General features: G+C 60.4%; 18 protein-coding genes. 6 read left to right on the top strand and 12 right to left on the bottom strand.

The window, feature by feature from the left end; all coding sequences use genetic code 11:
* Position 1: 1 nt before the first annotated feature.
* Both WH299_RS01595 and rlmKL read right to left on the bottom strand, forming a co-directional pair.
* Positions 2-2,434, bottom strand: a complete 2,433-nt coding sequence (locus tag WH299_RS01595) for a sensor domain-containing diguanylate cyclase (protein ID WP_339549441.1) — start codon at positions 2,432-2,434, stop codon at positions 2-4.
* Between the two features lie 142 nt (positions 2,435-2,576).
* Positions 2,577-4,841 carry a bifunctional 23S rRNA (guanine(2069)-N(7))-methyltransferase RlmK/23S rRNA (guanine(2445)-N(2))-methyltransferase RlmL gene (gene rlmKL / locus WH299_RS01590; protein WP_028617502.1) on the bottom strand — a complete coding sequence of 755 codons (2,265 nt, stop codon included), beginning with the start codon at positions 4,839-4,841 and terminating at the stop codon, positions 2,577-2,579.
* A gap of 531 nt (positions 4,842-5,372) precedes the next feature.
* Here rlmKL and rmf point away from each other — a divergent pair.
* Positions 5,373-5,588, top strand: a complete 216-nt coding sequence (rmf, locus tag WH299_RS01585) for a ribosome modulation factor (RefSeq protein WP_002553055.1) — start codon at positions 5,373-5,375, stop codon at positions 5,586-5,588.
* A gap of 126 nt (positions 5,589-5,714) precedes the next feature.
* Here rmf and WH299_RS01580 read toward each other — a convergent pair whose 3' ends face one another.
* The 5 genes from WH299_RS01580 to sctC all read right to left on the bottom strand — a co-directional run bounded on the left by WH299_RS01580 (position 5,715) and on the right by sctC (position 9,488).
* Positions 5,715-6,740, bottom strand: coding sequence for a quinone-dependent dihydroorotate dehydrogenase (locus tag WH299_RS01580; RefSeq protein ID WP_339496381.1), 1,026 nt, complete (start codon positions 6,738-6,740; stop codon positions 5,715-5,717).
* 85 nt (positions 6,741-6,825) lie between these two features.
* Positions 6,826-7,287, bottom strand: coding sequence for a transglycosylase SLT domain-containing protein (locus tag WH299_RS01575; protein ID WP_122726545.1), 462 nt, complete (start codon positions 7,285-7,287; stop codon positions 6,826-6,828).
* Entirely contained in the window at positions 7,280-7,696 is a 417-nt protein-coding gene (locus WH299_RS01570) for a winged helix-turn-helix domain-containing protein (RefSeq protein WP_240037336.1), read from the bottom strand. The genes WH299_RS01575 and WH299_RS01570 overlap by 8 nt, the downstream gene beginning before the upstream one ends.
* Before the next feature lie 127 nt (positions 7,697-7,823).
* Positions 7,824-8,045, bottom strand: coding sequence for a FliM/FliN family flagellar motor switch protein (locus WH299_RS01565; RefSeq protein ID WP_095017238.1), 222 nt, complete (start codon positions 8,043-8,045; stop codon positions 7,824-7,826).
* A 15-nt stretch (positions 8,046-8,060) separates the two neighbouring features.
* A complete protein-coding gene (sctC, locus tag WH299_RS01560; protein ID WP_339549439.1) occupies positions 8,061-9,488 on the bottom strand; it encodes a type III secretion system outer membrane ring subunit SctC in 1,428 nt (475 codons plus the stop codon).
* 274 nt (positions 9,489-9,762) lie between these two features.
* On the opposite strand from sctC, the gene WH299_RS01555 reads away from it, so the two are divergent.
* The 5 genes from WH299_RS01555 to cobA all read left to right on the top strand — a co-directional run bounded on the left by WH299_RS01555 (position 9,763) and on the right by cobA (position 15,386).
* Positions 9,763-10,989: a CmpA/NrtA family ABC transporter substrate-binding protein gene (locus tag WH299_RS01555; RefSeq protein ID WP_028617508.1), complete on the top strand. Its 1,227-nt coding sequence runs from the start codon at positions 9,763-9,765 to the stop codon at positions 10,987-10,989.
* A 12-nt stretch (positions 10,990-11,001) separates the two neighbouring features.
* On the top strand, positions 11,002-11,577 hold the full coding sequence (locus tag WH299_RS01550) for an ANTAR domain-containing response regulator (protein WP_010208501.1): 576 nt from the start codon (positions 11,002-11,004) through the stop codon (positions 11,575-11,577).
* A 157-nt stretch (positions 11,578-11,734) separates the two neighbouring features.
* Positions 11,735-12,946: a nitrate/nitrite transporter gene (locus WH299_RS01545; RefSeq protein ID WP_016979267.1), complete on the top strand. Its 1,212-nt coding sequence runs from the start codon at positions 11,735-11,737 to the stop codon at positions 12,944-12,946.
* On the top strand, positions 12,946-14,616 hold the full coding sequence (locus tag WH299_RS01540) for a bifunctional protein-serine/threonine kinase/phosphatase (protein ID WP_339549437.1): 1,671 nt from the start codon (positions 12,946-12,948) through the stop codon (positions 14,614-14,616). Before WH299_RS01545 ends, WH299_RS01540 begins: the two co-directional genes overlap by 1 nt.
* Before the next feature lie 26 nt (positions 14,617-14,642).
* Positions 14,643-15,386, top strand: a complete 744-nt coding sequence (gene cobA, locus WH299_RS01535) for a uroporphyrinogen-III C-methyltransferase (RefSeq protein WP_339549435.1) — start codon at positions 14,643-14,645, stop codon at positions 15,384-15,386.
* Positions 15,387-15,446: 60 nt separating this feature from the next.
* Here cobA and WH299_RS01530 read toward each other — a convergent pair whose 3' ends face one another.
* From WH299_RS01530 to WH299_RS01510, 5 genes are all read right to left on the bottom strand, one after another.
* A complete protein-coding gene (locus tag WH299_RS01530) occupies positions 15,447-16,427 on the bottom strand; it encodes an OmpA family protein (protein WP_339549434.1) in 981 nt (326 codons plus the stop codon).
* A 107-nt stretch (positions 16,428-16,534) separates the two neighbouring features.
* On the bottom strand, positions 16,535-17,125 hold the full coding sequence (gene sigX, locus WH299_RS01525) for an RNA polymerase sigma factor SigX (RefSeq protein WP_003175518.1): 591 nt from the start codon (positions 17,123-17,125) through the stop codon (positions 16,535-16,537).
* A gap of 87 nt (positions 17,126-17,212) precedes the next feature.
* Entirely contained in the window at positions 17,213-18,037 is an 825-nt protein-coding gene (locus WH299_RS01520) for a mechanosensitive ion channel family protein (RefSeq protein WP_003175519.1), read from the bottom strand.
* A 2-nt stretch (positions 18,038-18,039) separates the two neighbouring features.
* The gene (locus WH299_RS01515) at positions 18,040-18,285 is read right to left on the bottom strand and encodes a hypothetical protein (protein ID WP_005790375.1); all 246 of its coding nucleotides are present in this window, start codon (positions 18,283-18,285) and stop codon (positions 18,040-18,042) included.
* An 86-nt stretch (positions 18,286-18,371) separates the two neighbouring features.
* Positions 18,372-19,367 (bottom strand): zinc transporter ZntB, encoded by a 996-nt coding sequence (locus tag WH299_RS01510; protein ID WP_016979263.1) that lies wholly within the window; start codon positions 19,365-19,367, stop codon positions 18,372-18,374.
* Positions 19,368-19,380 lie beyond the last annotated feature (13 nt).

Genomic DNA, 19,380 nt, shown 5'->3' with positions numbered 1-19,380 from the left:
TTTATTGAACGGGACCGCTGCGCGGTCCAACGGGAGCAAGCTCCCTCGCCACAACTTCCACCCGATCCCTGCCCGCCTGCTTGGCCACATACACGGCCGAGTCGGCGCGCAGCAGCAACCCGTCAATGCCCTCATCCACCCGCCAACTGGCCACGCCAAAGCTGGCGGTGACGATGCCTACCGGTTCCATCGGCGCACTGCGCAGCGACGTCCACAACTCCACCGCCAGGCTGTAGGCCTGTGCACCATCGGTGTGCGGGCACAGCACCATGAACTCCTCGCCGCCCAGGCGGCAGAACACATCGGTGCGGCGCAGGCGCTGGCTGATGCGCTTGCACAGTTCCTGCAGCACCCCATCGCCCACGGCATGCCCGTGCTGGTCGTTGATGCGTTTGAAGTGATCGATATCCAGCATGATCACGGACAAGTTACCCGAGGTGCGATTGAGCCTCACCATTTCGGCCTTGAGACGATCCTGGAAATAGCGGCGGTTATGAATGCCAGTCAAAGCGTCGGTGATGGACAGCGCACGCAGCTCTTCTTCCACCCGCTTCAGATCGGAAATATCCGACACGTACCCATGCCACAACGTACCGCCTGCGGGTAACTCTTCCGGCGTCGCCTCGCCACGAATCCAACGCAGGCCGCGTTGCGGCAACAACACGCGGTATTCCTCGCGCCAATGGCTCAACTGCAATGCTGACAAGCGAATCGAAGCGCGCACCCGCTCCGCATCCAACGGGTGGATGCGCTCGAACACTTTATTCGCATCCCGCTGCAACACCTTGGGTTCGATTTCATAGATGTCACGCATGCCGTCACTGGCGTAGATGAATTTCCAGTTGTCCTGGGGCTCCAGGGTGAACTGGAAGATCCCGCCGGGCACATGGGCGCTGAGCTTCTTGAGCAGGCGATCGCGGGCCGCCAAGGCCTCGTAGGCACGTTTCTGTTCGGTGATGTCCAGGTAAATCGCCAAGTGGCCGATCCACAAACCATGGTCGTCCAGCAACACCGTGGCCAGCATGTTCACGGTCAACTGAGTGCCGTTTTCGCGGATCAAGCTCCATTCGCGGGCTTCGTGCAGGGTGTCCGGGCTTTCCACCAGCATCGCCTGGCTGGCGGGAATACGCTTGCCCAACGCCACACTCAGGCTGGCCGCGCGCGCTTCCAGCTCCGACGCCAGGTGCAGGCTCTCCAATGTGTGCGTGCCTACCACGTGCTCGGCCTTGAAACCCAGCATCTGCTCGGCGCCGGCGTTGAAGGTATTGATGACGCCGCGCAGGTCGGTGGCAATGATCGCCACCTGAGTCGCGGCGTTCAGCACGCTGCGCAATTGGCCATGGGCACCGCGCAGTTCCTGTTCACGCAGGCGCAACTGGGCAGTGCGCTGCTCCACCAGCTTCACGGCGCGCTGACGCTGGCTTACCAGCACATAGAGCAAGGCACTGAGCAGCAGGCTGAGCAGGCAGCCCATGGTCAGGATGGTGTTCAGCGAGGAATGGTTGGCCTGGTCGAACACCTGGCTGGGGCGCAGTTTCAAGGCGTACACATGGTCACCCAGCGTGAGACGACGCGCACCGACCAGGTCGCTGCTACCGACGTCATTGCTGGATTCGAAGAGCACGCGTTTCTGCAGGTCGGACGTGTCGATGATCTGCATCACCAGGTTGTCCCGCTCGGGCTTGGGCAGACCGTCGGCCACCAGCTGGCGCATGCTGATCACTGCCATCACATAGCCGTAGGGCTCGTTCTGCGACTGATCGGAGGTGGGCAGCTGACTCACCGGCGCGACCAGTAAAACCCCGGTGGCATAGGCCGGCTCCACTCCCACCAATTGCATAGGCTGGGACACCGCCAGCTTGCCGGTCTTTTGCGCACGCTCAAGAGTTGAACGCCGCAAGGGCTGGGCCAAAAGATCAAAGCCAAGGGGCGCGCCCAACAGGCTTTGAGTCTGGCTGTACAGCACCGGCACGTATTCCTCACGCTGGGGCGCAGGGGCCAGCTCACCGGCTGTATTCAGTTCGCGGATCACGAAAGGCAGGCCGCGCTGGCGGGAGACGTCTTGCTCAAACTGGCTGCGCTGCTCGCGGTACACCCGTGGCGCCCATGAGTACGCACGGGCGCGCAACAACAAAGGCTGGGCAAAACCGTCGAATTCTTCGCGGGACACATCATCGGAATTGACGAAGAAGCGCCGCAGGCTGTTCAGCCGTTGCTCCTGGTCTTCGAAACGTTCCTGCAGGCGGGTGTAGCGCTCATTGACCAGCAATTGAAAGCGCTGGCGCACCTGTTGCTGATAGAGGTCGGCGGCCGCCCAGGCGACAACCGCCGTCAAGGCAAACCCTGCCAGTAACACCACCAATGCCACCAGCCAAGCCGACGCCTGCTCACTGATAAAGCCTAGGATTTTCGGGCGTACGGCTTGCAACGGCATAGGCAACACTCACAACGCCAGCGTGCGGGGGGTGTCACTTTGGCTAGGCCTTAAGTTATAGCCATCGGCCCTGTGTTTGACCAGCGTAAAAAAGCCGCAAGCCCGGAATAATCCAGGCTTGCGGCTCTTTTAGTGGCAACGATCAGCGCGCGGTGATTTTCCACGCCCGGTGGATCTTCGCATTGCGCGCAAAATCCGGGTCGATGGTCTTGTCGCTGATTTCCTCGACCGCATAACGTTCGCTGAGGTTGTCCTCCAGCGCGAACTTGCGGAAGTTGTTCGAGAAATACAGTACGCCGCCCGGTGCCAGGCGCGCCATGGCCAGGTCGAGCAACTGCACGTGGTCGCGCTGCACGTCGAAGATGCCTTCCATGCGCTTGGAGTTGGAGAAGGTCGGCGGGTCGATGAAGATCAGGTCGAACTCGTCGCGGCTGGCCTCCAGCCACGCCATCACATCACCCTGCTCCAGGCGGTTCTTGTCGGAGAAACCGTTGAGGGAGAAGTTGCGACGCGCCCAGTCCAGATAGGTCTTGGACAGATCGACGCTGGTGGTGCTGCGCGCGCCGCCTTTGGCCGCGTGCACACTGGCGGTGGCGGTGTAGCAATACAGGTTGAGGAAGCGCTTGCCGGCGGCTTCTTTCTGGATGCGCATGCGCATTGGGCGGTGGTCGAGAAACAGGCCGGTGTCCAGGTAGTCGGTGAGGTTGACCAGCAACTTCACGCCGCCTTCGCTGACTTCGGTGAACTTACCCTGGGCGCTCTGGCGCTCGTACTGCTTGGTGCCGCTCTGACGCTCGCGACGCTTGACCACCACGCGGCTCTTGTCGATGTTCAGCGCCTGGGGAATCGCCGCCAGCGCATCGAACATACGCGCGGAGGCTTTTTCCGGGTCGATGGATTTCGGCGCAGCGTACTCCTGCACGTGGACCCAGTCGTGGTACAGGTCGATTGCCATGGAGTATTCCGGCATGTCGGCATCGTACACACGGTAGCAATCCACGCCTTCGCGCTTGGCCCACTTGCCCAGCAACTTGAGGTTCTTCTGCAGGCGGTTGGCGAACATCTGCCCGCCTTCGCTCAGGCGCGCCTGCTCGACCACCGGGGCCGGAGCAGGTTTGATCGGGTTGCCGTTCTTGTTGTACTGGCGCTCTTGCGGCTCAGCCGGGGCTTGATCGTAAGCGGCTTGCTCACGCTCAGCCTGACGCTGTTCCGGGGTACGACGCTCGCCGGTGACGAACTGGTCCGGATTGACTTTGATCAGCAACAGCTTGCACGGCAACGCGCCGTTCCAGAACGAATACTGTTTGTGGCTGCGGATACCCATGCGCTTGCCCAGGTCCGGCGCACCGGTGAACACCGCCGCTTCCCAGCCCATGCAGGCCTGGCGCAGACGCTCGCCGAGGTTCTGGTAGAGGTACAACAGGCTGGCTTCGTCACCCAGACGCTCGCCGTACGGCGGGTTGCAGATGACCAGGCCTTTCTGGTTCTGGTCCGGACGCGGCTCGAAAGTGCCGACTTCGCCCTGGTACACCTTGATCCAATGGCTCAGGCCTGCGCGTTCGATGTTGTTGCGCGCGGGTTGGATCAACCGTGGGTCGGCTTCGTAGCCTCGGATCCACAGTGGCGGCTTGTTCATGCCGATGGCGGCACGTTCAGTAGCTTCTGTGTGCAGCTTCTTCCACAGCGCCGGGACGTGACCCAGCCAGGTGGTGAAGCCCCACAGTTCACGATTCAGGTTGGGCGCCATGTCGGCGGCGATCATCGCGCCTTCCACCAGGAAGGTGCCCACGCCGCACATCGGGTCGCTCAGCGCGCCGCCTTCAGCCGCAATGCGCGGCCAGCCGGCACGGATCAGGATCGCGGCGGCCAGGTTTTCCTTCAACGGTGCCGCGCCCTGCTGCAGACGGTAACCGCGCTGGTGCAGGCTGTGGCCGGACAGGTCGAGGGACAGGATGGCTTCGCCACGGTCCAGGCGCAGGTGGATGCGCAGGTCCGGGTTGATCTTGTCGATGGACGGGCGTTCGCCAGTCGGGGTGCGCAGCTTGTCGACGATCGCATCCTTGACCTTCAGCGCGCCGAAGTGGGTGTTGTCGATGCCCGATCCGTGACCACTGAACTCAACGGCCAGGGTGCCGTCCGGCACCATGTGGTCGGCCCACTCGATGTCCAGCACGCCGTGGTAGAGGTCTTCGGCGTCCTTCATCGGGAAGCGCTTGAGCACCAGCAGCACGCGGTTGGCCAGGCGCGACCAGAGGCAGAGGCGGTAGGCGGTTTCCATGTCGGCCATGCCGCGCACGGCCGAGGTGTGCTCGCGGGCTTCCTCAAGGCCAAGCCCGACGGCTTCCTCGATCAGCAGGCCTTCGAGGCCCTTGGGGCAGGTGAGGAAGAGTTCAAAACGGTCCGACATGGGGCATTCCAGGCTTTTCAGCAATAAATGAACGGGCGACGCATCGCCGGCTCGGTTTTCAATCAAGCACTTTTCTTGAAGAGTGCTCGCGTGGCACGAATGTGCCGTCCCACCCCGTCCGACAGGCCCTTGGGCCTTTATTGACGGGGCAGATAACAATTAGCTGTAACAAAAAGAAATATTCCGACCCTTCGTCGAATAATAACCGACTGCAACGAGCGGACATTCTCACTAAAGGATTAAACCCATCCTCTTTGCAGGGTGCATCATAGCTGGCTTTGCCAGATAAATGGGGCGAAAAGCCATCCCAGCTTATGGCTATAGCATCGTTATCGTTACGTGCTTATGACAAAACGATCATTGAATCCATGTGACCTATTGGTTAGAACTCAACACAGGTTGGCGCCGTAACGACGCCGACACATAGGCTCGCCACGCCGGCAGCGAGCCCACCAACGGCAGAAAAACTCTGCCCGGCCCCACGCGGGGCCGAAGGATATCAAGACAGTCAACAAGTGAGGGAAACACCCTATGAGAAGACTTAAGCGTGATCCGTTGGAAAGAGCATTTTTACGCGGATATCAATATGGCGTTCATGGCAAATCCCGTGAGCTTTGCCCATTTACTCTACCGTCGGTACGCCAAGCCTGGATCAACGGCTGGCGAGAAGGACGCGGCGACAACTGGGACGGTATGACTGGCACTGCGGGAATCCACAGACTCAACGAACTTCACGCCGTCGGCTAATCAAGGGCAACTCATTCCGACATCATCACCGATGAAGATGTAACGACTTAACCACGCACGTCCTATCCGGGCGGCGGGCTTCGGCCCAGGGGGCTCCTTAATGGAGCCCTTTTTAATGGGCACGGATCAGGGTTTTGGCAGTGCTGCGATCGCGTCCACCGACTGGCGGATCAGCGCGGGGCCCTTGTAGATAAACCCGGAGTACAACTGCACCAGGCTGGCACCCGCGGCGATCTTCTCGGCTGCGTGCTTGCCTTCGGTGATGCCTCCTGCGGCGATGATCGGCAAACGTCCAGCCAGCTCGGCGGCCAGCACCTTGACGATATGGGTGCTCTGCTCACGCACCGGCGCACCCGACAGGCCACCCGCCTCGTCACCATGGGCCAAGCCTTCGACACCTACGCGGCTGAGGGTGGTGTTGGTCGCGATCACCGCGTCCATGCCCGAGTCCACCAGGGCTTGGGCGACCAGTACGGTTTCTTCGTCGCTCATGTCCGGGGCAATCTTGATCGCCAGTGGCACGCGCTTGCCATGGCGCACGGCCAGGTCTTCCTGGCGCTGGCGCAGGGCTTCGAGCAATTGCTTGAGGGAATCACCGAACTGCAGGCTGCGCAGGCCCGGGGTGTTGGGCGAGCTGACGTTGACCGTGACGTAGCTGGCGTGGGCGTAGACCTTGTCCAGGCAGATCAGGTAATCGTCGACGGCACGCTCGACCGGCGTATCGAAGTTCTTGCCGATATTGATACCGAGGATGCCCTTGTACTTCGCCGCCTGAACCCGCGACAGCAGATGATCAACGCCCAGGTTGTTGAAGCCCATGCGGTTGATGATCGCCTCGGCTTCCGGCAGGCGGAAGATGCGCGGCTTGGGGTTGCCCGGCTGTGGTCGCGGGGTCACGGTGCCGATTTCGACGAAACCGAAACCCAGCTGCGCAAAGCCATCGATGGCCGCACCGTTTTTATCCAGACCGGCCGCCAGCCCGACCGGGTTGGGGAAGTCGAGCCCCATCACCGAGACCGGCATTTTCGCCGGTGCCTTGCATACCAGGCCATTGAGCCCCAGGCGTCCACCGGCACCGATCAGGTCCAGGGACAGATCGTGGGAAGTTTCCGGGGAAAGTTTGAACAACAGCTGGCGGGCCAGGGTATACATGGGCGGGCTAGACTCGGTGGCGGCGAAAGGTGGCGGCGATTATAGCCGGGGTGACAGGTAGCGCGCGAGGCGTGAACCTCAATCGTCAGTAACGGTGCGCGACCAACTGCTCGTAATACGCCCATATTTTCTGCGCATACTGCATGCGCAACGCCTCACGCTCGGGCCCGGTGCCTGTCCCCACGTTGTAGGAACCCACTGCCGTCCAGTTGTAGCCAAAGCGCTGGATGAACTCGGCCAGGATCGAAGCCCCCACCTCAACCGACAGGCAGGGCTCATTGATCAAGCGATCCTCGGTAATGCCCTGCTTCAGCAAGCGTGGCAGGTGGATGCTGTTGATTTGCATCAGACCGATGTCCCACGTGCCATTACGGTTGGCGCGATTTATCGCTTGCGCACGATTACCCGACTCCACGACCGCGATCGCCTGCAGCAACTCCGGCTCGATGCTGTATTGACTGGCAGCCTCCTCCCAGCAGTAGGCCAAAGCTTGATTGCTGGCCATCAAGGCACCCAGCAGCCAGCCCTTGCTCCAGAACCTAGCCACGTTTCAACACCCCCTGGCTGGCTCGGCCGCAGGCGGAACACACCTGCTCCGCACGATCAGACATGGCACTCACCGGGCAGGTGAAACGATACCCCCGACCGTAGATCGTCTTGATAAACCCCTTATCGGCACCAAGGTACTTGCGCAATGAATAAATGCAGCGAGTCAAGGACTCCTCGGCGACCTCTTCCTGGGGCCAAGCCAGTTCCAACAAGCGATCCTTGGTCATCAACGCACCACCGGAGACCAGCAACAGCCGTAACACCCGCCATTCCTTAGGCGGCAACTGGACATCCGAACCCTCCCCCGTCAGGCGACCATGGTCATGCAAAGTCCAATGCGCAAAAAGCAGGGAAGTCGTCGTCCCTCCATCATCCATGACGCTATCCCGACCTCCGACTACTGACATTGACGTCCTCATTTCAATCACTGGCTCATGTGCCCATGTCATGACTATAAAAACCTGCCTCACTGCTCACCCGAGGAAAAAACCCATACATCAGGCGTTTTTTGACATCGCGCCGTAGGACATTTCGCTACCCTCCTCCAGGCAACCACGTCTGATACACCTCATGCAGTTCAACCCCTAGCCGGTCTTCCAATTGCACCAACTCGCCCAACGCCAACAACTGCCCATTCACCCGAACCTCCACGCAGTGGATGATCTCCGGCATCAGCGGCAACACCTTTCCGGGCGCAAAGGCAGCCAGCCGCCTGCGGCTGATCAGTTGTTCCTGTAGAAGAATTTCCAGATGCATGAGTTAACACCTTGTTTACGGTGAGACATCGCGCTGCGGTCGTACAAACGCACGCTGGACACGCTCGTATTGCGCCGCAGTCAGGGGTGGTGGCCCTCCTGCCTCTTCCAACCCCTTCAACTCGCTACCCACCGCCCTGGCCTGGATCACAAACAGGCGTACTTGGGCTGGACGACCTGCTCCCCGCCCTTCTGATTCCCGCTGAAACGCACCCAGCCATAGGCGTCTGCCCTGAGGCACTCGGACCATGCTGTTGATGCCCACCCGCCCCACCGCCGCGTTTTTTTCACGCCGCCCCGCCTCACTCATCTGGCGCCCTTCGTCCACCTCAAGGCGCATTTCAATCTGGTTACCCTGCGCAAAACGCGGCAGCACGCTGACCTGGGTGCCATAACGCAGCGGTTTCCAGTCGGCGCGATCGTCTCCGCGGGGCGGCATGTAAAACGTATGGTTGTCCTGGAACACCGCCGGCACATTCTCCTGGGTGAGGATCACCGGCAAGGTGGTTAGCTTCGCTCGTCGGCGACGCTCCAATGCAGCGACCTTCGCCATGAGGAGGCTATCGTCCAAGGGGGCCAAGACTCGCGTGGTCGACGCCTTCGGTTCTTCATCCGAGTCCAGGCCCAGTTTCTTCAATTCATCGCGTTCAACATCCACCAGCCACAGCGAGACCTCGATCGCTCGCTTGGGCACGTCGAGTTCCGCCACCAGTTTCTGGATGAAACTCACTTGGGCCGGCTTGCCCTTGATCAACAGGCTGTTGCTGTCCGGGTACGCGATCACGCCCAGGCTCTTGTCCGAGAGCACCCCCTTTTGCTCGCTGGCCAACAGGGTCTCGATCATCGTCGCCATCCCCGGCACGGTGACCGGGTTGTCGCGCGTGCCGTACTGTCGATCCACCACATCGGTATTGAGCACTTGGACGACGGCAAAGGACTGAACGCCCACTCGCAAGTCAGCCCTTTTCCGGTCCATCAACTGAGCCAGGCGCAGTACCTGGTCGATATAATTCGGTGGGCCGGACACATAGAACGTGCGCGCTCCACTTTCACGCAATGGATAACGTGATTCATCGAGGCCGGAGCGGCGCATCAGGCTACGTAGCCTGTCGACCGAGATATGCCGCAAGGTCACCGCAGAACTTTTTGCTTCGCCTGCGTCATAGACATGCAGCGCTTGCCCGTCGCTGTACCAGATCAACCCTTGCTCAAGTGCAAGCGCCTCCAGGGCCTGTTGTGGCGCATCGAAATCCAGTGCTGCGCTGAGGCGTTTGCGTGCGACTTCGCGACTCACAACGATGGGCAACCCAAGTGGCACCGACAGCGCAGTGAACACGGTATGCAGGCTTTCGTCCTGCGCTTGATAAAGCTCGCCCCAGGCCCGCGTGTTGATCAAGAGCAGCGCGACAAACAACAGTCGGCGGTATAGCCAGAGGCGAGGCATCGTTGCTGGGACTTCGGCGTACACCGTGGGCGTTCCTCGGCGGTCTGGCAGTGGGAGAGTCGCCATACTGAGAGCCCGCCCGCTTTCAATCTTGATGGAAAGTTGATGACTCTCCAGGCCCACTCGGCCGTGGCATGTGCCTTGCTATGAACTCTGTATCAGAGCACGCACCAACGGCGGAGCGAGCTTACGGACAAAGGCGTCGTTACCCGCATTGGCTTACATCGCCATCTGAGGGAACGACGCTTTTTTTTGAAAGAAAAGGTAGGTGTAGATGAACGATTCGGTGGGCAACAGCCCGATGAACGACCCGCTGGCCTGGGTCAACGGCAGTGATGCACCGGAAAAAGGCAGCCTCGACCTGGGCTTCATGGCCTTGAGTGACTGCGCCTCGATGGTGGTGGCGGCCACCCAGGGCTTCGCGCAACCCTATGGCCTGACCTTGAACCTCAAGCGCCAATCGTCCTGGGCCAACCTGCGCGACAAACTGGTCAGCGGCGAACTGGACGCCGCCCACAGCCTGTACGGGCTGATCTACGCCGTGCACCTGGGTATCGGCGGTGTCGCGCCCACCGACATGGCCGTGTTGATGGGGCTCAACCAGAACGGCCAGAGCATCAACCTGTCCCACGGTTTGCAACAACAGGGGGTGATCACTCCTGAGGCGCTGGATCGCCACGTGCACCAAAGTCGAACAAAACTGACCTTCGCCCAGACATTTCCCACAGGCACCCATGCGATGTGGCTGTATTACTGGCTGGCAAGCCAGGGCATTCATCCATTACAGGATGTGGACAGCGTAGTGGTCCCACCACCGCAAATGGTTGCGCACCTGCAAGCCGGGCGCATCGATGGGTTTTGCGTCGGCGAGCCCTGGTGCGCCAGCGCGGTCAAACAGAACCAAGGGTTTACCCTGGCGACGACCCAGGCGATCTGGCCGGATCATCCGGAAAAGGTGCTCGGCTGCACCCAGGCGTTCGTGGATCAAAACCCGAACACGGCACGCGTGCTGGTGAGGGCAATCCTGGAAGCCAGTCGGTTTATCGAAGAAAGCCGCGAAAACCGCCGCTCCACCGCACAACTGCTCAGTGGCCGCGAATACCTCGATGCCCCGCTCGACTGCATCGAGCCGCGCCTGCTGGGGATCTATGACGACGGCCTGGGCAATCAGTGGCAGGATCCCCACGCGCTGCGTTTTTTTGCCGACGGTGAGGTCAACCTCCCCTACCTCTCTGACGGCATGTGGTTCATGACCCAGTTCCGGCGCTGGGGTTTGTTGCGCGAAGACCCCGACTACCTCGGCGTTGCGCGCCAGGTGCAGCAACTGGCGCTGTATCGCCAGGCCGCCGATGGACTGGGGATCGCCACGAACGACCAGGACATGCGCAGCAGCCAACTGATCGACGGCAAAATCTGGGACGGTTCCGACCCCGCTGGCTATGCCCGCAGCTTCCGGCTGCATGCGCTGGCCGATCCGACCCACCGCCAAGCCTTGCGCTGACAGGAGGACCCCATGCTGCGAATCCTGCTGATCAACGACACCCCACGCAAGGTAGGCCGACTCAGGACTGCGCTGATCGAAGCCGGTTTTGACGTGATCGACGAGTCCGGCCTGACCATTGACCTGCCCGCACGCGTCGAAACGGTGCGCCCGGACGTGATCCTGATCGATACCGAGTCACCGGGGCGCGATGTGATGGAGCAAGTGGTGCTGGTCAGCCGTGACCAACCCCGGCCCATTGTGATGTTCACCGACGAACACGACCCGAACGTGATGCGCCAGGCGATCAAGTCCGGCGTCAGCGCCTACATCGTCGAAGGCATCCAGGCCCAGCGCCTGCAGCCGATCCTTGACGTGGCCATGGCCCGCTTCGAAAGCGATCAGGCCTTGCGCGCGCAGCTTCAAGCCCGCGACCAGCAGTTGGCCGAGCGCAAACGTATCGAGTTGGCCAAGGGCATGCTGATGAAAATGAAGGATTGCAACGAGGAAGAGGCCTACACCCTGATGCGCCGCCAGGCCATGAGCCGCCAGCAGAAGCTGATCCAGGTGGCGGAGCAGATTATCGCCATGAGCGAGTTGCTCGGCTGATTTGGCGCAGCTCTTGCTAAGCATTCACCACAGGTAGCCAACGGCGGTTGCCCCTCCCCGACAAAGACGTCGCACACCCGGTTTGCCCTCGCGAACCCGGTGGCGGCGTTTTTTCGTTTTGGCCTTCTTACAAGACCCCCAACCGTTGAGGTGCGTGATGAAATCAAGCTTCTGGAAATCCGGGCACACCCCGACCTTGTTTGCCGCGTTCCTGTATTTCGACCTGAGCTTCATGGTCTGGTACCTGCTGGGCCCCTTGGCGATACAGATTGCCGCCGACCTGCACCTGACCACTCAGCAGCGTGGCCTGATGGTCGCAACGCCGATCCTCGCGGGTGCGATTTTGCGCTTTTTGATGGGCATGCTGGCGGACAAGCTATCGCCCAAGACGGCAGGCCTGATTGGCCAGGTGATTGTGATCTGCGCCCTGTTCGGCGCCTGGAAACTCGGGATCCATAGCTACGAACAAGCGCTGTTGCTGGGCGTGTTCCTTGGTATGGCCGGCGCCTCGTTTGCCGTTGCACTGCCCCTGGCCTCCCAGTGGTACCCGGCTGAACATCAGGGCAAGGCGATGGGTATCGCCGGTGCGGGGAACTCCGGCACCGTGTTCGCCGCGTTGCTGGCACCGGTATTGGCGGCCGCCTTTGGCTGGAGCAACGTGTTCGGCTTCGCGCTGATCCCCCTGGTGCTGACCCTGATCGTCTTTGCCTGGCTGGCACGCAATGCCCCGGAACGCCCGAAGGCCAAGTCCATGGCCGACTACTTCAAGGCCCTGGGTGACCGTGACAGTTGGTGGTTCATGTTTTTCTACAGCGTGACCTTCGGCGGCTTTATCGGCCTGGCAAGCGCCCTGCCCGGCTATTTCAATGACCAATACGGCCTGAGCCCGGTGACAGCCGGCTACTACACCGCCGCCTGCGTGTTCGGCGGCAGCCTGATGCGCCCGCTGGGTGGCGCGTTGGCGGATCGCTTCGGCGGGATTCGGACCTTGCTGGGCATGTACAGCGTGGCGGCGATCTGCATCGCGGCGGTGGGTTTCAACCTGCCGAGTTCCTACGCAGCGCTGGCGCTTTTCGTCTGCACCATGCTGGGGCTCGGCGCAGGAAATGGCGCAGTATTCCAATTGGTGCCGCAGCGTTTCCGCCGTGAGATCGGCGTGATGACCGGCCTGATCGGCATGGCTGGCGGTATCGGCGGCTTTGCCCTGGCAGCCGGCATGGGCGCGATCAAACAAAGTACCGGCAGCTATCAGATGGCGTTGTGGTTGTTCGCCAGCCTGGGCGTATTGGCCTGGTTCGGCCTGCACGGCGTTAAGCGTCGCTGGAGAACCACCTGGGGCTCGGCTGCCGTGACGGCTGCGCGGGTCTGATGAGCCTGCAACTGAGCGTCGCCCAGGCCAGTGCCATTGGCCCTCGGGCGGAAAACCAGGACGCGTTGCGGGTGGTCACACCCGTGGCCGAACTGGCGGCGAGCAAAGGCTATCTGTGCGCCATCGCCGACGGCGTAAGCCAGTGCGCCGACGGCGGCCTGGCCGCGCGCTCGACCTTGCAGGCACTGGCCCTGGATTACTACGCCACGCCGCAAACCTGGGGCGTGGCCCAGGCCTTGGAGCGTTTGCTGCTGGCACAGAATCGCTGGTTGCAAGCCAATGGCGGTGGTCAGCCTCTGTTGACCACCCTGAGTGCGCTGGTGTTTCGCGGCCAGCGCTTCACCCTGGCGCATGTCGGCGATTGCCGAGCGTATCGTTGGCTCGACGGCCAATTGCAGCGCCTCACCGAGGATCACGTCTGGGAGCAACCGGGCATGCAGCATGTGCTCAAGCGCGCCCTTGGCCTGGATCAACATCTGGTGGTGGATTTTCTCGATGGCCAGTTGCGTGAAGGCGAATGTTTCCTGCTGCTCAGTGATGGCGTGTGGGCAACGCTGGGCGATCACAGTATCCAGGCGATTTTGCGCGAGCAAACCAACCTGGAGGTGGCGGTCAACACCCTAGTCAACGCCGCACACCTGGCGGGTAGCCAGGACAATGCCAGCGCGCTGTTGGTGCGTGTCGACGCCCTCGGCGCAGCCACCCTCGGCGATGCGCTGGTACAGTTGCAGCAATGGCCACTGCCACCGCTGTTGAAAGCCGGGCAGCACTTTGAAGGCTGGCAGGTGGAGAGCGTGTTGGCGCAAAGCCGGCAGTCACTGCTTTACCGGGTGCGCGATGCCCAGCAACAACCCTGGCTGTTGAAAACCCTGCCGTTGAGCCGTGACGACGATCACGATGCCGGCCAAGCCTTGCTATCGGAGGAATGGTTTCTGCGCCGGGTTGCGGGGCGGGCATTCCCTGAAGTCCATGCCGGCAGCGGGCGCCAGCATTTGTACTACGTGATGCGTGATTATTCCGGCCACACCCTGGCCGAACTGTTCCAACATCAAGGCCCCTTGCCCTTGGCGCAATGGCAGTCGATTGCCGAGCGTTTGCTGCGGGCCGTGGGCATGCTGCATCGGCGGCAGATCCTGCACCGCGATATCAAGCCGGAAAACCTGCTGCTGGGAGACGACGGAGAGTTGCGAGTGCTGGATTTCGGCCTGGCGTATTGCCCAGGCCTGTCGGAAGACGGCGCTCATGCGCTGCCGGGCACGCCCAGCTTTATTGCACCTGAAGCCTTCAACGGCGAGCGTCCTACGGCCCAACAGGATTTATACGGCGTCGGCGTTACCTTGTATTACCTGCTGACCGGACATTACCCCTACGGCGAAATCGAGGCCTTTCAACGGCCCCGGTTTACTCAGCCTGTCAGCCCCAGCCGCTACCGTCCCGACCTGCCGGATTGGCTGCCCCTCAGCCTGGAACGGGCCGTGGCGGCCCAACCCGCCCATCGCTATGAAACCGCCGAAGAGTGGTTGCGCGTGCTGGAACAGGCTGACCGCCAGGAAATGAGCATTCGCCCCCGGCCTTTGCTGGAGCGGGAGCCCATGAAGGTCTGGCGCACGCTGGCGCTGCTCTCGTTATTGATCAATCTGGTGCTGTTGTACTCACTTTTTCACCACTGACGTCATCCCTGGACGAGGAACACCCTATGAATGCAAAAGTCTGGCTGGTAGGCGCGGGCCCGGGTGACCCGGAACTGCTGACCCTCAAGGCGGTACGCGCCCTGCGTGAGGCCGATGTGGTGTTGATCGATGACTTGGTCAACCCGGCAGTGTTGGAACATTGCGCAGACGCGCGCGTGGTCACCGTGGGTAAACGCGGCGGCTGCCGGTCGACCCCGCAGGATTTTATCCACCGTCTGATGCTGCGCTATGCGCGCCAGGGCAAGTGCGTGGTGCGGCTCAAAGGCGGAGACCCGTGCATTTTCGGGCGCGGCGGTGAAGAGGCGATCTGGCTGCGTGAACAGGGTGTCGAGGTGGAATTGGTCAACGGTATTACCGCAGGCCTGGCGGGCGCGACGAATTGCGCGGTGCCGCTGACCTTGCGCGGGGTCAGTCGCGGCGTAACCCTGGTCACGGCGCATACTCAGGACGACAGCCGCCTGAATTGGCGCGCCCTGGCCGAGGGCGGGACTACGTTGGTGGTGTACATGGGCGTGGCGAAACTGGAGGAAATCCGCCAGCAACTGCTCGACGGTGCAATGGCGGCGGATATGCCGGTGGCGATGATCGAGAATGCATCGCTGCCCCAGCAAAGGGAATGCCGCAGCGAACTGTGGCGTATGCATGAAGATGCGCAGGCATTTGCCTTGAAGAGCCCGGCTATCCTGGTGATCGGCCGTGTCGCGGCCCCTGGACAGGTCGCTTGCCTCGCTCAAGCCGTCAGTGCCTGAGGCAAATTCCAGGCGAAAAAAAGCCCGGCCTAAGCCGGGCTTTTTTCTACCACTCAGTAATTACTGAGCTTGAGCTTCAACCGACGCTTCTACGCGACGGTTAACAGCACGACCTGCTTCAGTTGCGTTGTCAGCAACTGGGCGGGATTCGCCGTAACCTACTGCGGTCACACGGCTTGGAGCAACGCCGTCTTTAACCAGGACTTGCTTAACAGCGTCAGCACGACGCTGGGACAGCTTCTGGTTGTAAGCGTCTGGACCGACGGAGTCAGTGTGACCAGCAACTTCTACGTTGGTAGCTGGGTACTGAGCCATGAAGTCGGCCAGGTTTTTCACGTCGCCGTAGCTGTTAGGCTTAACAACGGCCTTGTCGAAGTCGAACTTAACGTCCAGCTCAACACGAACAACCTGAGCAACTGGAGCTTCTGGCTCTGGAGTTGGCTCTGGAGCTGGTGCTGGGGTAGGAGCTGGAGCAACTGCGCCAGCGTTACCGCCGAAGTTTACGCCCAGGCCGACCAGTGCGGAGTAGTCCCACTTGCCGTTGTCCAGACCGTAGTCAGCTTCAACACCGGCACGAGCGTACAGGTTGTTGGTGAAGTAGTACTTCACGCCAGTACCAACGGTAGCGAAGGTAGTCTGGTCGCGACCGCTGTGGCCGTCAGCTTGAACGTTGGTACGGCTCTGGTGGCCGAAACCGCCTTCAACGTATGGACGCAGGCTGTCTACGCCAGCTTGACCGAAGTGATACTGGGCAACCAGGCTGCCGGTATCGCCTTTGATCTTCTGGTTACCAGTACCGTCGTTCGAACGGGTGTGGTTGGTCTTGTCGTAGGACAGGTTCAAGGACAGGTCGTCGGTCAGGAAGTAACCGATGCGAGCGCCAGGATTGAAGCCGTCTTCGATGTGCTTGACGCTATCGTTGTACTGCTTCTTGTAGAACAGCTCGCCTTCAACTGCGCCTTGGCCTTGTGCCAGAACGCCGAAAGAAGTAGCGGCAATAAGAGAACCAATGGCCAAGCCCAAGGTGTTTTTCAGTTTCATCCGTTAAATCCCCATCTGGTGATTGTAAAGCAGTCCCACAAACCGGGGGACAACTCGGCGACAAGTCTAACAGAACTTGCCTACACGTAAGAGATATTTGCCACGCACTAAGTTTCAGTCTCGCCCGCAAATTTCTCACGTAATTTATCAAGAGCACGTTTGTAACGCATTTTTGTAGCACTCAAACCCATGTGCATGATGTCAGCGATTTCCTGAAATTCCAGCTCTGCGACAAATCGTAGCACCAGAATTTCCCGGTCAATCGGGTTCACATACACCAACCAGCGATCAAGTCCGCCCTTCTCCTCGGGTGCCGGCGCCTTCTCTTCAGACGCTTCCTCAAGGGGGTCCAGACTCAACGCGTCCATCAAGCGACGCTTTCGCCGTTCCTTCCGATACTGCGTGATGCACTCGTTGTACGTGATGCTGTATAGCCACGTCTTGAACTTCGATTTGCCCTCGAAGTTCTTCAGGCCGTACAGCACCTTGAGCATCACTTCCTGACAGACATCATCCGCATCTCTATCGTTCCCTAAATACCTTGAACAAACGTTGAACAGAGTGCGTTGATATCTGCGCATCAATTCTTCGTACGCGCGAGTTACGTGAAACAGCTCCGTGTGCGCGCGCGCGACCAACTCCTCATCAGAGAGCTCACGGGGGTCATAGCGCGTGGACAGCGTTTGGGCTTTATTCAAAACAAGTCGTGCCGACAGTCAGGTCAATGTCCGCCACAACCCGGTCAGCCGGGTTTGCGGCGGCGTACATTAGCAGGGTTTGCCGGATTAGCGGCTACTGACCTGCTGTTCCAGGAGAATCCGATTGGACAGCGACACCAGGTCGCCGTCATCGGTCAGCACTGTCGTCTTGACTGTGCCGATCTCCTCGATTTGCCCTTCGACCTCGCCCACACGCACCTGTTGCCCAACCTGATACAACTCACGCACGTAGATTCCCGCAAGAATCTGACCGGCAATTTCCCGGCTTCCCAAGCCCATGGCCAGCGCAACGGCCAGACCAACGGTAATCAAAACGATCACAATCACATGGTTGAGCAGGTCAGTCTTGACCTCCAACTGGCTGATCGCGACTGAAATACTGATGATGATCACCAAGCCCTGGGCAATTCGCCCCAGGCCCGCAGCATAGTCCAGCCCCACGCCTTCAGCGGCGCCGCGCACCAGCCCATTGGCCAGTTGCGCCAGCAAAACGCCTACCAGCAGCACCAGCGCGCCGCCGAAAACCTTCGGCAAATACAGCGCCAGCATGTCGAGCGTAGCTGAAACTCGCTCAAGTCCAAGGGATTGAGCCGCAGAAACCAGAAAAATCAGCAAAACAAACCAATAAACGATCTTGCCAATCAAGGTAGAGATCGGCACTTGCAGCCCGGCACGACCCAGCAGTTTGGTCAGTCCGGTGCCCGCCATCAGGCGATCCAGGCCCAGTTTTGCGAGCAGTTTGGACAGCAGGGTGTCGAGCAGCTTGGCCACGACAAAGCCCAGCAATACCAGGACCAGGGCACCAAACAGGTTGGGAATGAAGTTCGCCACCTTGGTCCACAATGCGGTCATCGCGGTGACCAGGCTCTGGGTCCAGAGATCAAGTTCCATATTCAATCAGCCTTATCAGCAGTGCGAGCAAGAGGTTTACGACGGGAAACCGGCGATACATGGGCCGAACCGTTGTTCAGGGCCATCATCAACGCTGGCAGCCAGCGGCCGAGCAGACCGAACAGGTCACCCGCACCGACTTGGCGGTTGGCGGTTTTCAACACGCGGCCCAGGCAGGCATCGTCGTCGCGGTTGGACGGCGAGGCATTGAGCATGTCACGCAAAGACTGTTCGAACGGATCGTGCATAAAGACCTCTCGCAAGTGATTTAAAAGACGAGGGTAAAATTCTTGAGGTCACATAGGACCGTACGTACGTTCAGGTCATATTCAGCTCAAACCCAGCGCAATCGTCGAAAAAGCCACCATTGTCCGAGTGCAACCGAGACCATCAACAGGCACGCCACCATGAATCCATAGGGGCTGGCGGAGAACGGAATACCGCCCACATTGATCCCCAGCAGACCGGTCAAAAAACTCATCGGAAGAAAGATTCCGGTGATGATCCCGAAGCGGTACATGGTGCGGTTCATGCGCACGCTCAAACGCCGGTCTTCGGCCTCCAGCACAAGCCCCACGCGCTCCCGGGTCAATTCGAGTTCTTCCAGGTAGCGGGTCAGGCTGTTGTTCAATTCGTTCCAGTAGTCGGCATCGTCGTCACAGAACCACGGCAATTTGATCCGCGTGAGCTGGGCAAAAATATCTCGCTGCGGCGCCAAAAATCGCTTCAGCCCAGCCGCTCGTCGGCGGATCTGCAACACGCTGCCATGTTCCGGCGTATACCGTTCGTCGGTATCGAGTTTTTCTTCCTCAGCGTCGACGATTTCAGACAGGTCGGAGACCAGATCCTGCACTTTATTGGTCAGGTACTGCGCCATATAAAGGATGAGTTCCGACGCGGTCTTAGGCCCCTTGCCGTCCGCCAGTTGCACCAACAGTTCGTCAGTGGCGCGCAACGGGCGCAGGCGTAGAGAAATCACGCGGCTGGCGGCAGCAAAGATGCGTACCGAGACCATGTCTTCCGGCTCCGCACCGGGGTTTAGGTTGACCCCGCGCAGGAACAGCAGCAGTTCCGAGTCCGGCAGCGGCAACAGGCGCGGACGGGTGTTCTCTTCCAGCAACAAGTCACAGGCAAATTCGCTCAAGCCGCTGGATTTGCGCAGCCACGTCTGGGTTTGCGGATGGCTGCGATCCCAATGCAGCCACAGGCTTTCCTGGGGCTGCAGTTGCAAATCGTCGAGCTCTGTCCGGGCAATCGAACGCGCACCGCCTTTACCGTCCAGCACCAGGGCATGCACCAGGCCCCATTGCGCGTTTTCTTCCTCGAACATCCTTACTCCTGTC

The organism is Pseudomonas sp. MYb541 (genome assembly GCF_037479595.1).
GTDB classification, from domain to species: Bacteria; Pseudomonadota; Gammaproteobacteria; order Pseudomonadales; family Pseudomonadaceae; genus Aquipseudomonas; species Aquipseudomonas canadensis.
The sequence above is the reverse complement of the archived record's forward strand: the minus strand, read 5'-3'. Positions and strand labels throughout refer to the sequence as shown.

Excerpts from the sequence above, each read along its gene's own strand:
- WH299_RS01555 (WP_028617508.1), top strand. The coding sequence starts at position 9,763 with ATGAACGATTCGGTGGGCAACAGCCCGATGAACGACCCGCTGGCCTGG.
- WH299_RS01570 (WP_240037336.1), bottom strand. The coding sequence starts at position 7,696 with ATGTCAGTAGTCGGAGGTCGGGATAGCGTCATGGATGATGGAGGGACG.
- WH299_RS01565 (WP_095017238.1), bottom strand. The coding sequence starts at position 8,045 with ATGCATCTGGAAATTCTTCTACAGGAACAACTGATCAGCCGCAGGCGG.
- rlmKL (WP_028617502.1), bottom strand. The coding sequence starts at position 4,841 with ATGTCGGACCGTTTTGAACTCTTCCTCACCTGCCCCAAGGGCCTCGAA.
- WH299_RS01515 (WP_005790375.1), bottom strand. The coding sequence starts at position 18,285 with ATGCACGATCCGTTCGAACAGTCTTTGCGTGACATGCTCAATGCCTCG.
- cobA (WP_339549435.1), top strand. The coding sequence starts at position 14,643 with ATGAATGCAAAAGTCTGGCTGGTAGGCGCGGGCCCGGGTGACCCGGAA.
- WH299_RS01530 (WP_339549434.1), bottom strand. The coding sequence starts at position 16,427 with ATGAAACTGAAAAACACCTTGGGCTTGGCCATTGGTTCTCTTATTGCC.
- WH299_RS01520 (WP_003175519.1), bottom strand. The coding sequence starts at position 18,037 with ATGGAACTTGATCTCTGGACCCAGAGCCTGGTCACCGCGATGACCGCA.
- WH299_RS01580 (WP_339496381.1), bottom strand. The coding sequence starts at position 6,740 with ATGTATACCCTGGCCCGCCAGCTGTTGTTCAAACTTTCCCCGGAAACT.
- WH299_RS01545 (WP_016979267.1), top strand. The coding sequence starts at position 11,735 with ATGAAATCAAGCTTCTGGAAATCCGGGCACACCCCGACCTTGTTTGCC.
- sctC (WP_339549439.1), bottom strand. The coding sequence starts at position 9,488 with ATGCCTCGCCTCTGGCTATACCGCCGACTGTTGTTTGTCGCGCTGCTC.
- WH299_RS01550 (WP_010208501.1), top strand. The coding sequence starts at position 11,002 with ATGCTGCGAATCCTGCTGATCAACGACACCCCACGCAAGGTAGGCCGA.
- WH299_RS01540 (WP_339549437.1), top strand. The coding sequence starts at position 12,946 with ATGAGCCTGCAACTGAGCGTCGCCCAGGCCAGTGCCATTGGCCCTCGG.
- WH299_RS01510 (WP_016979263.1), bottom strand. The coding sequence starts at position 19,367 with ATGTTCGAGGAAGAAAACGCGCAATGGGGCCTGGTGCATGCCCTGGTG.
- rmf (WP_002553055.1), top strand. The coding sequence starts at position 5,373 with ATGAGAAGACTTAAGCGTGATCCGTTGGAAAGAGCATTTTTACGCGGA.
- WH299_RS01595 (WP_339549441.1), bottom strand. The coding sequence starts at position 2,434 with ATGCCGTTGCAAGCCGTACGCCCGAAAATCCTAGGCTTTATCAGTGAG.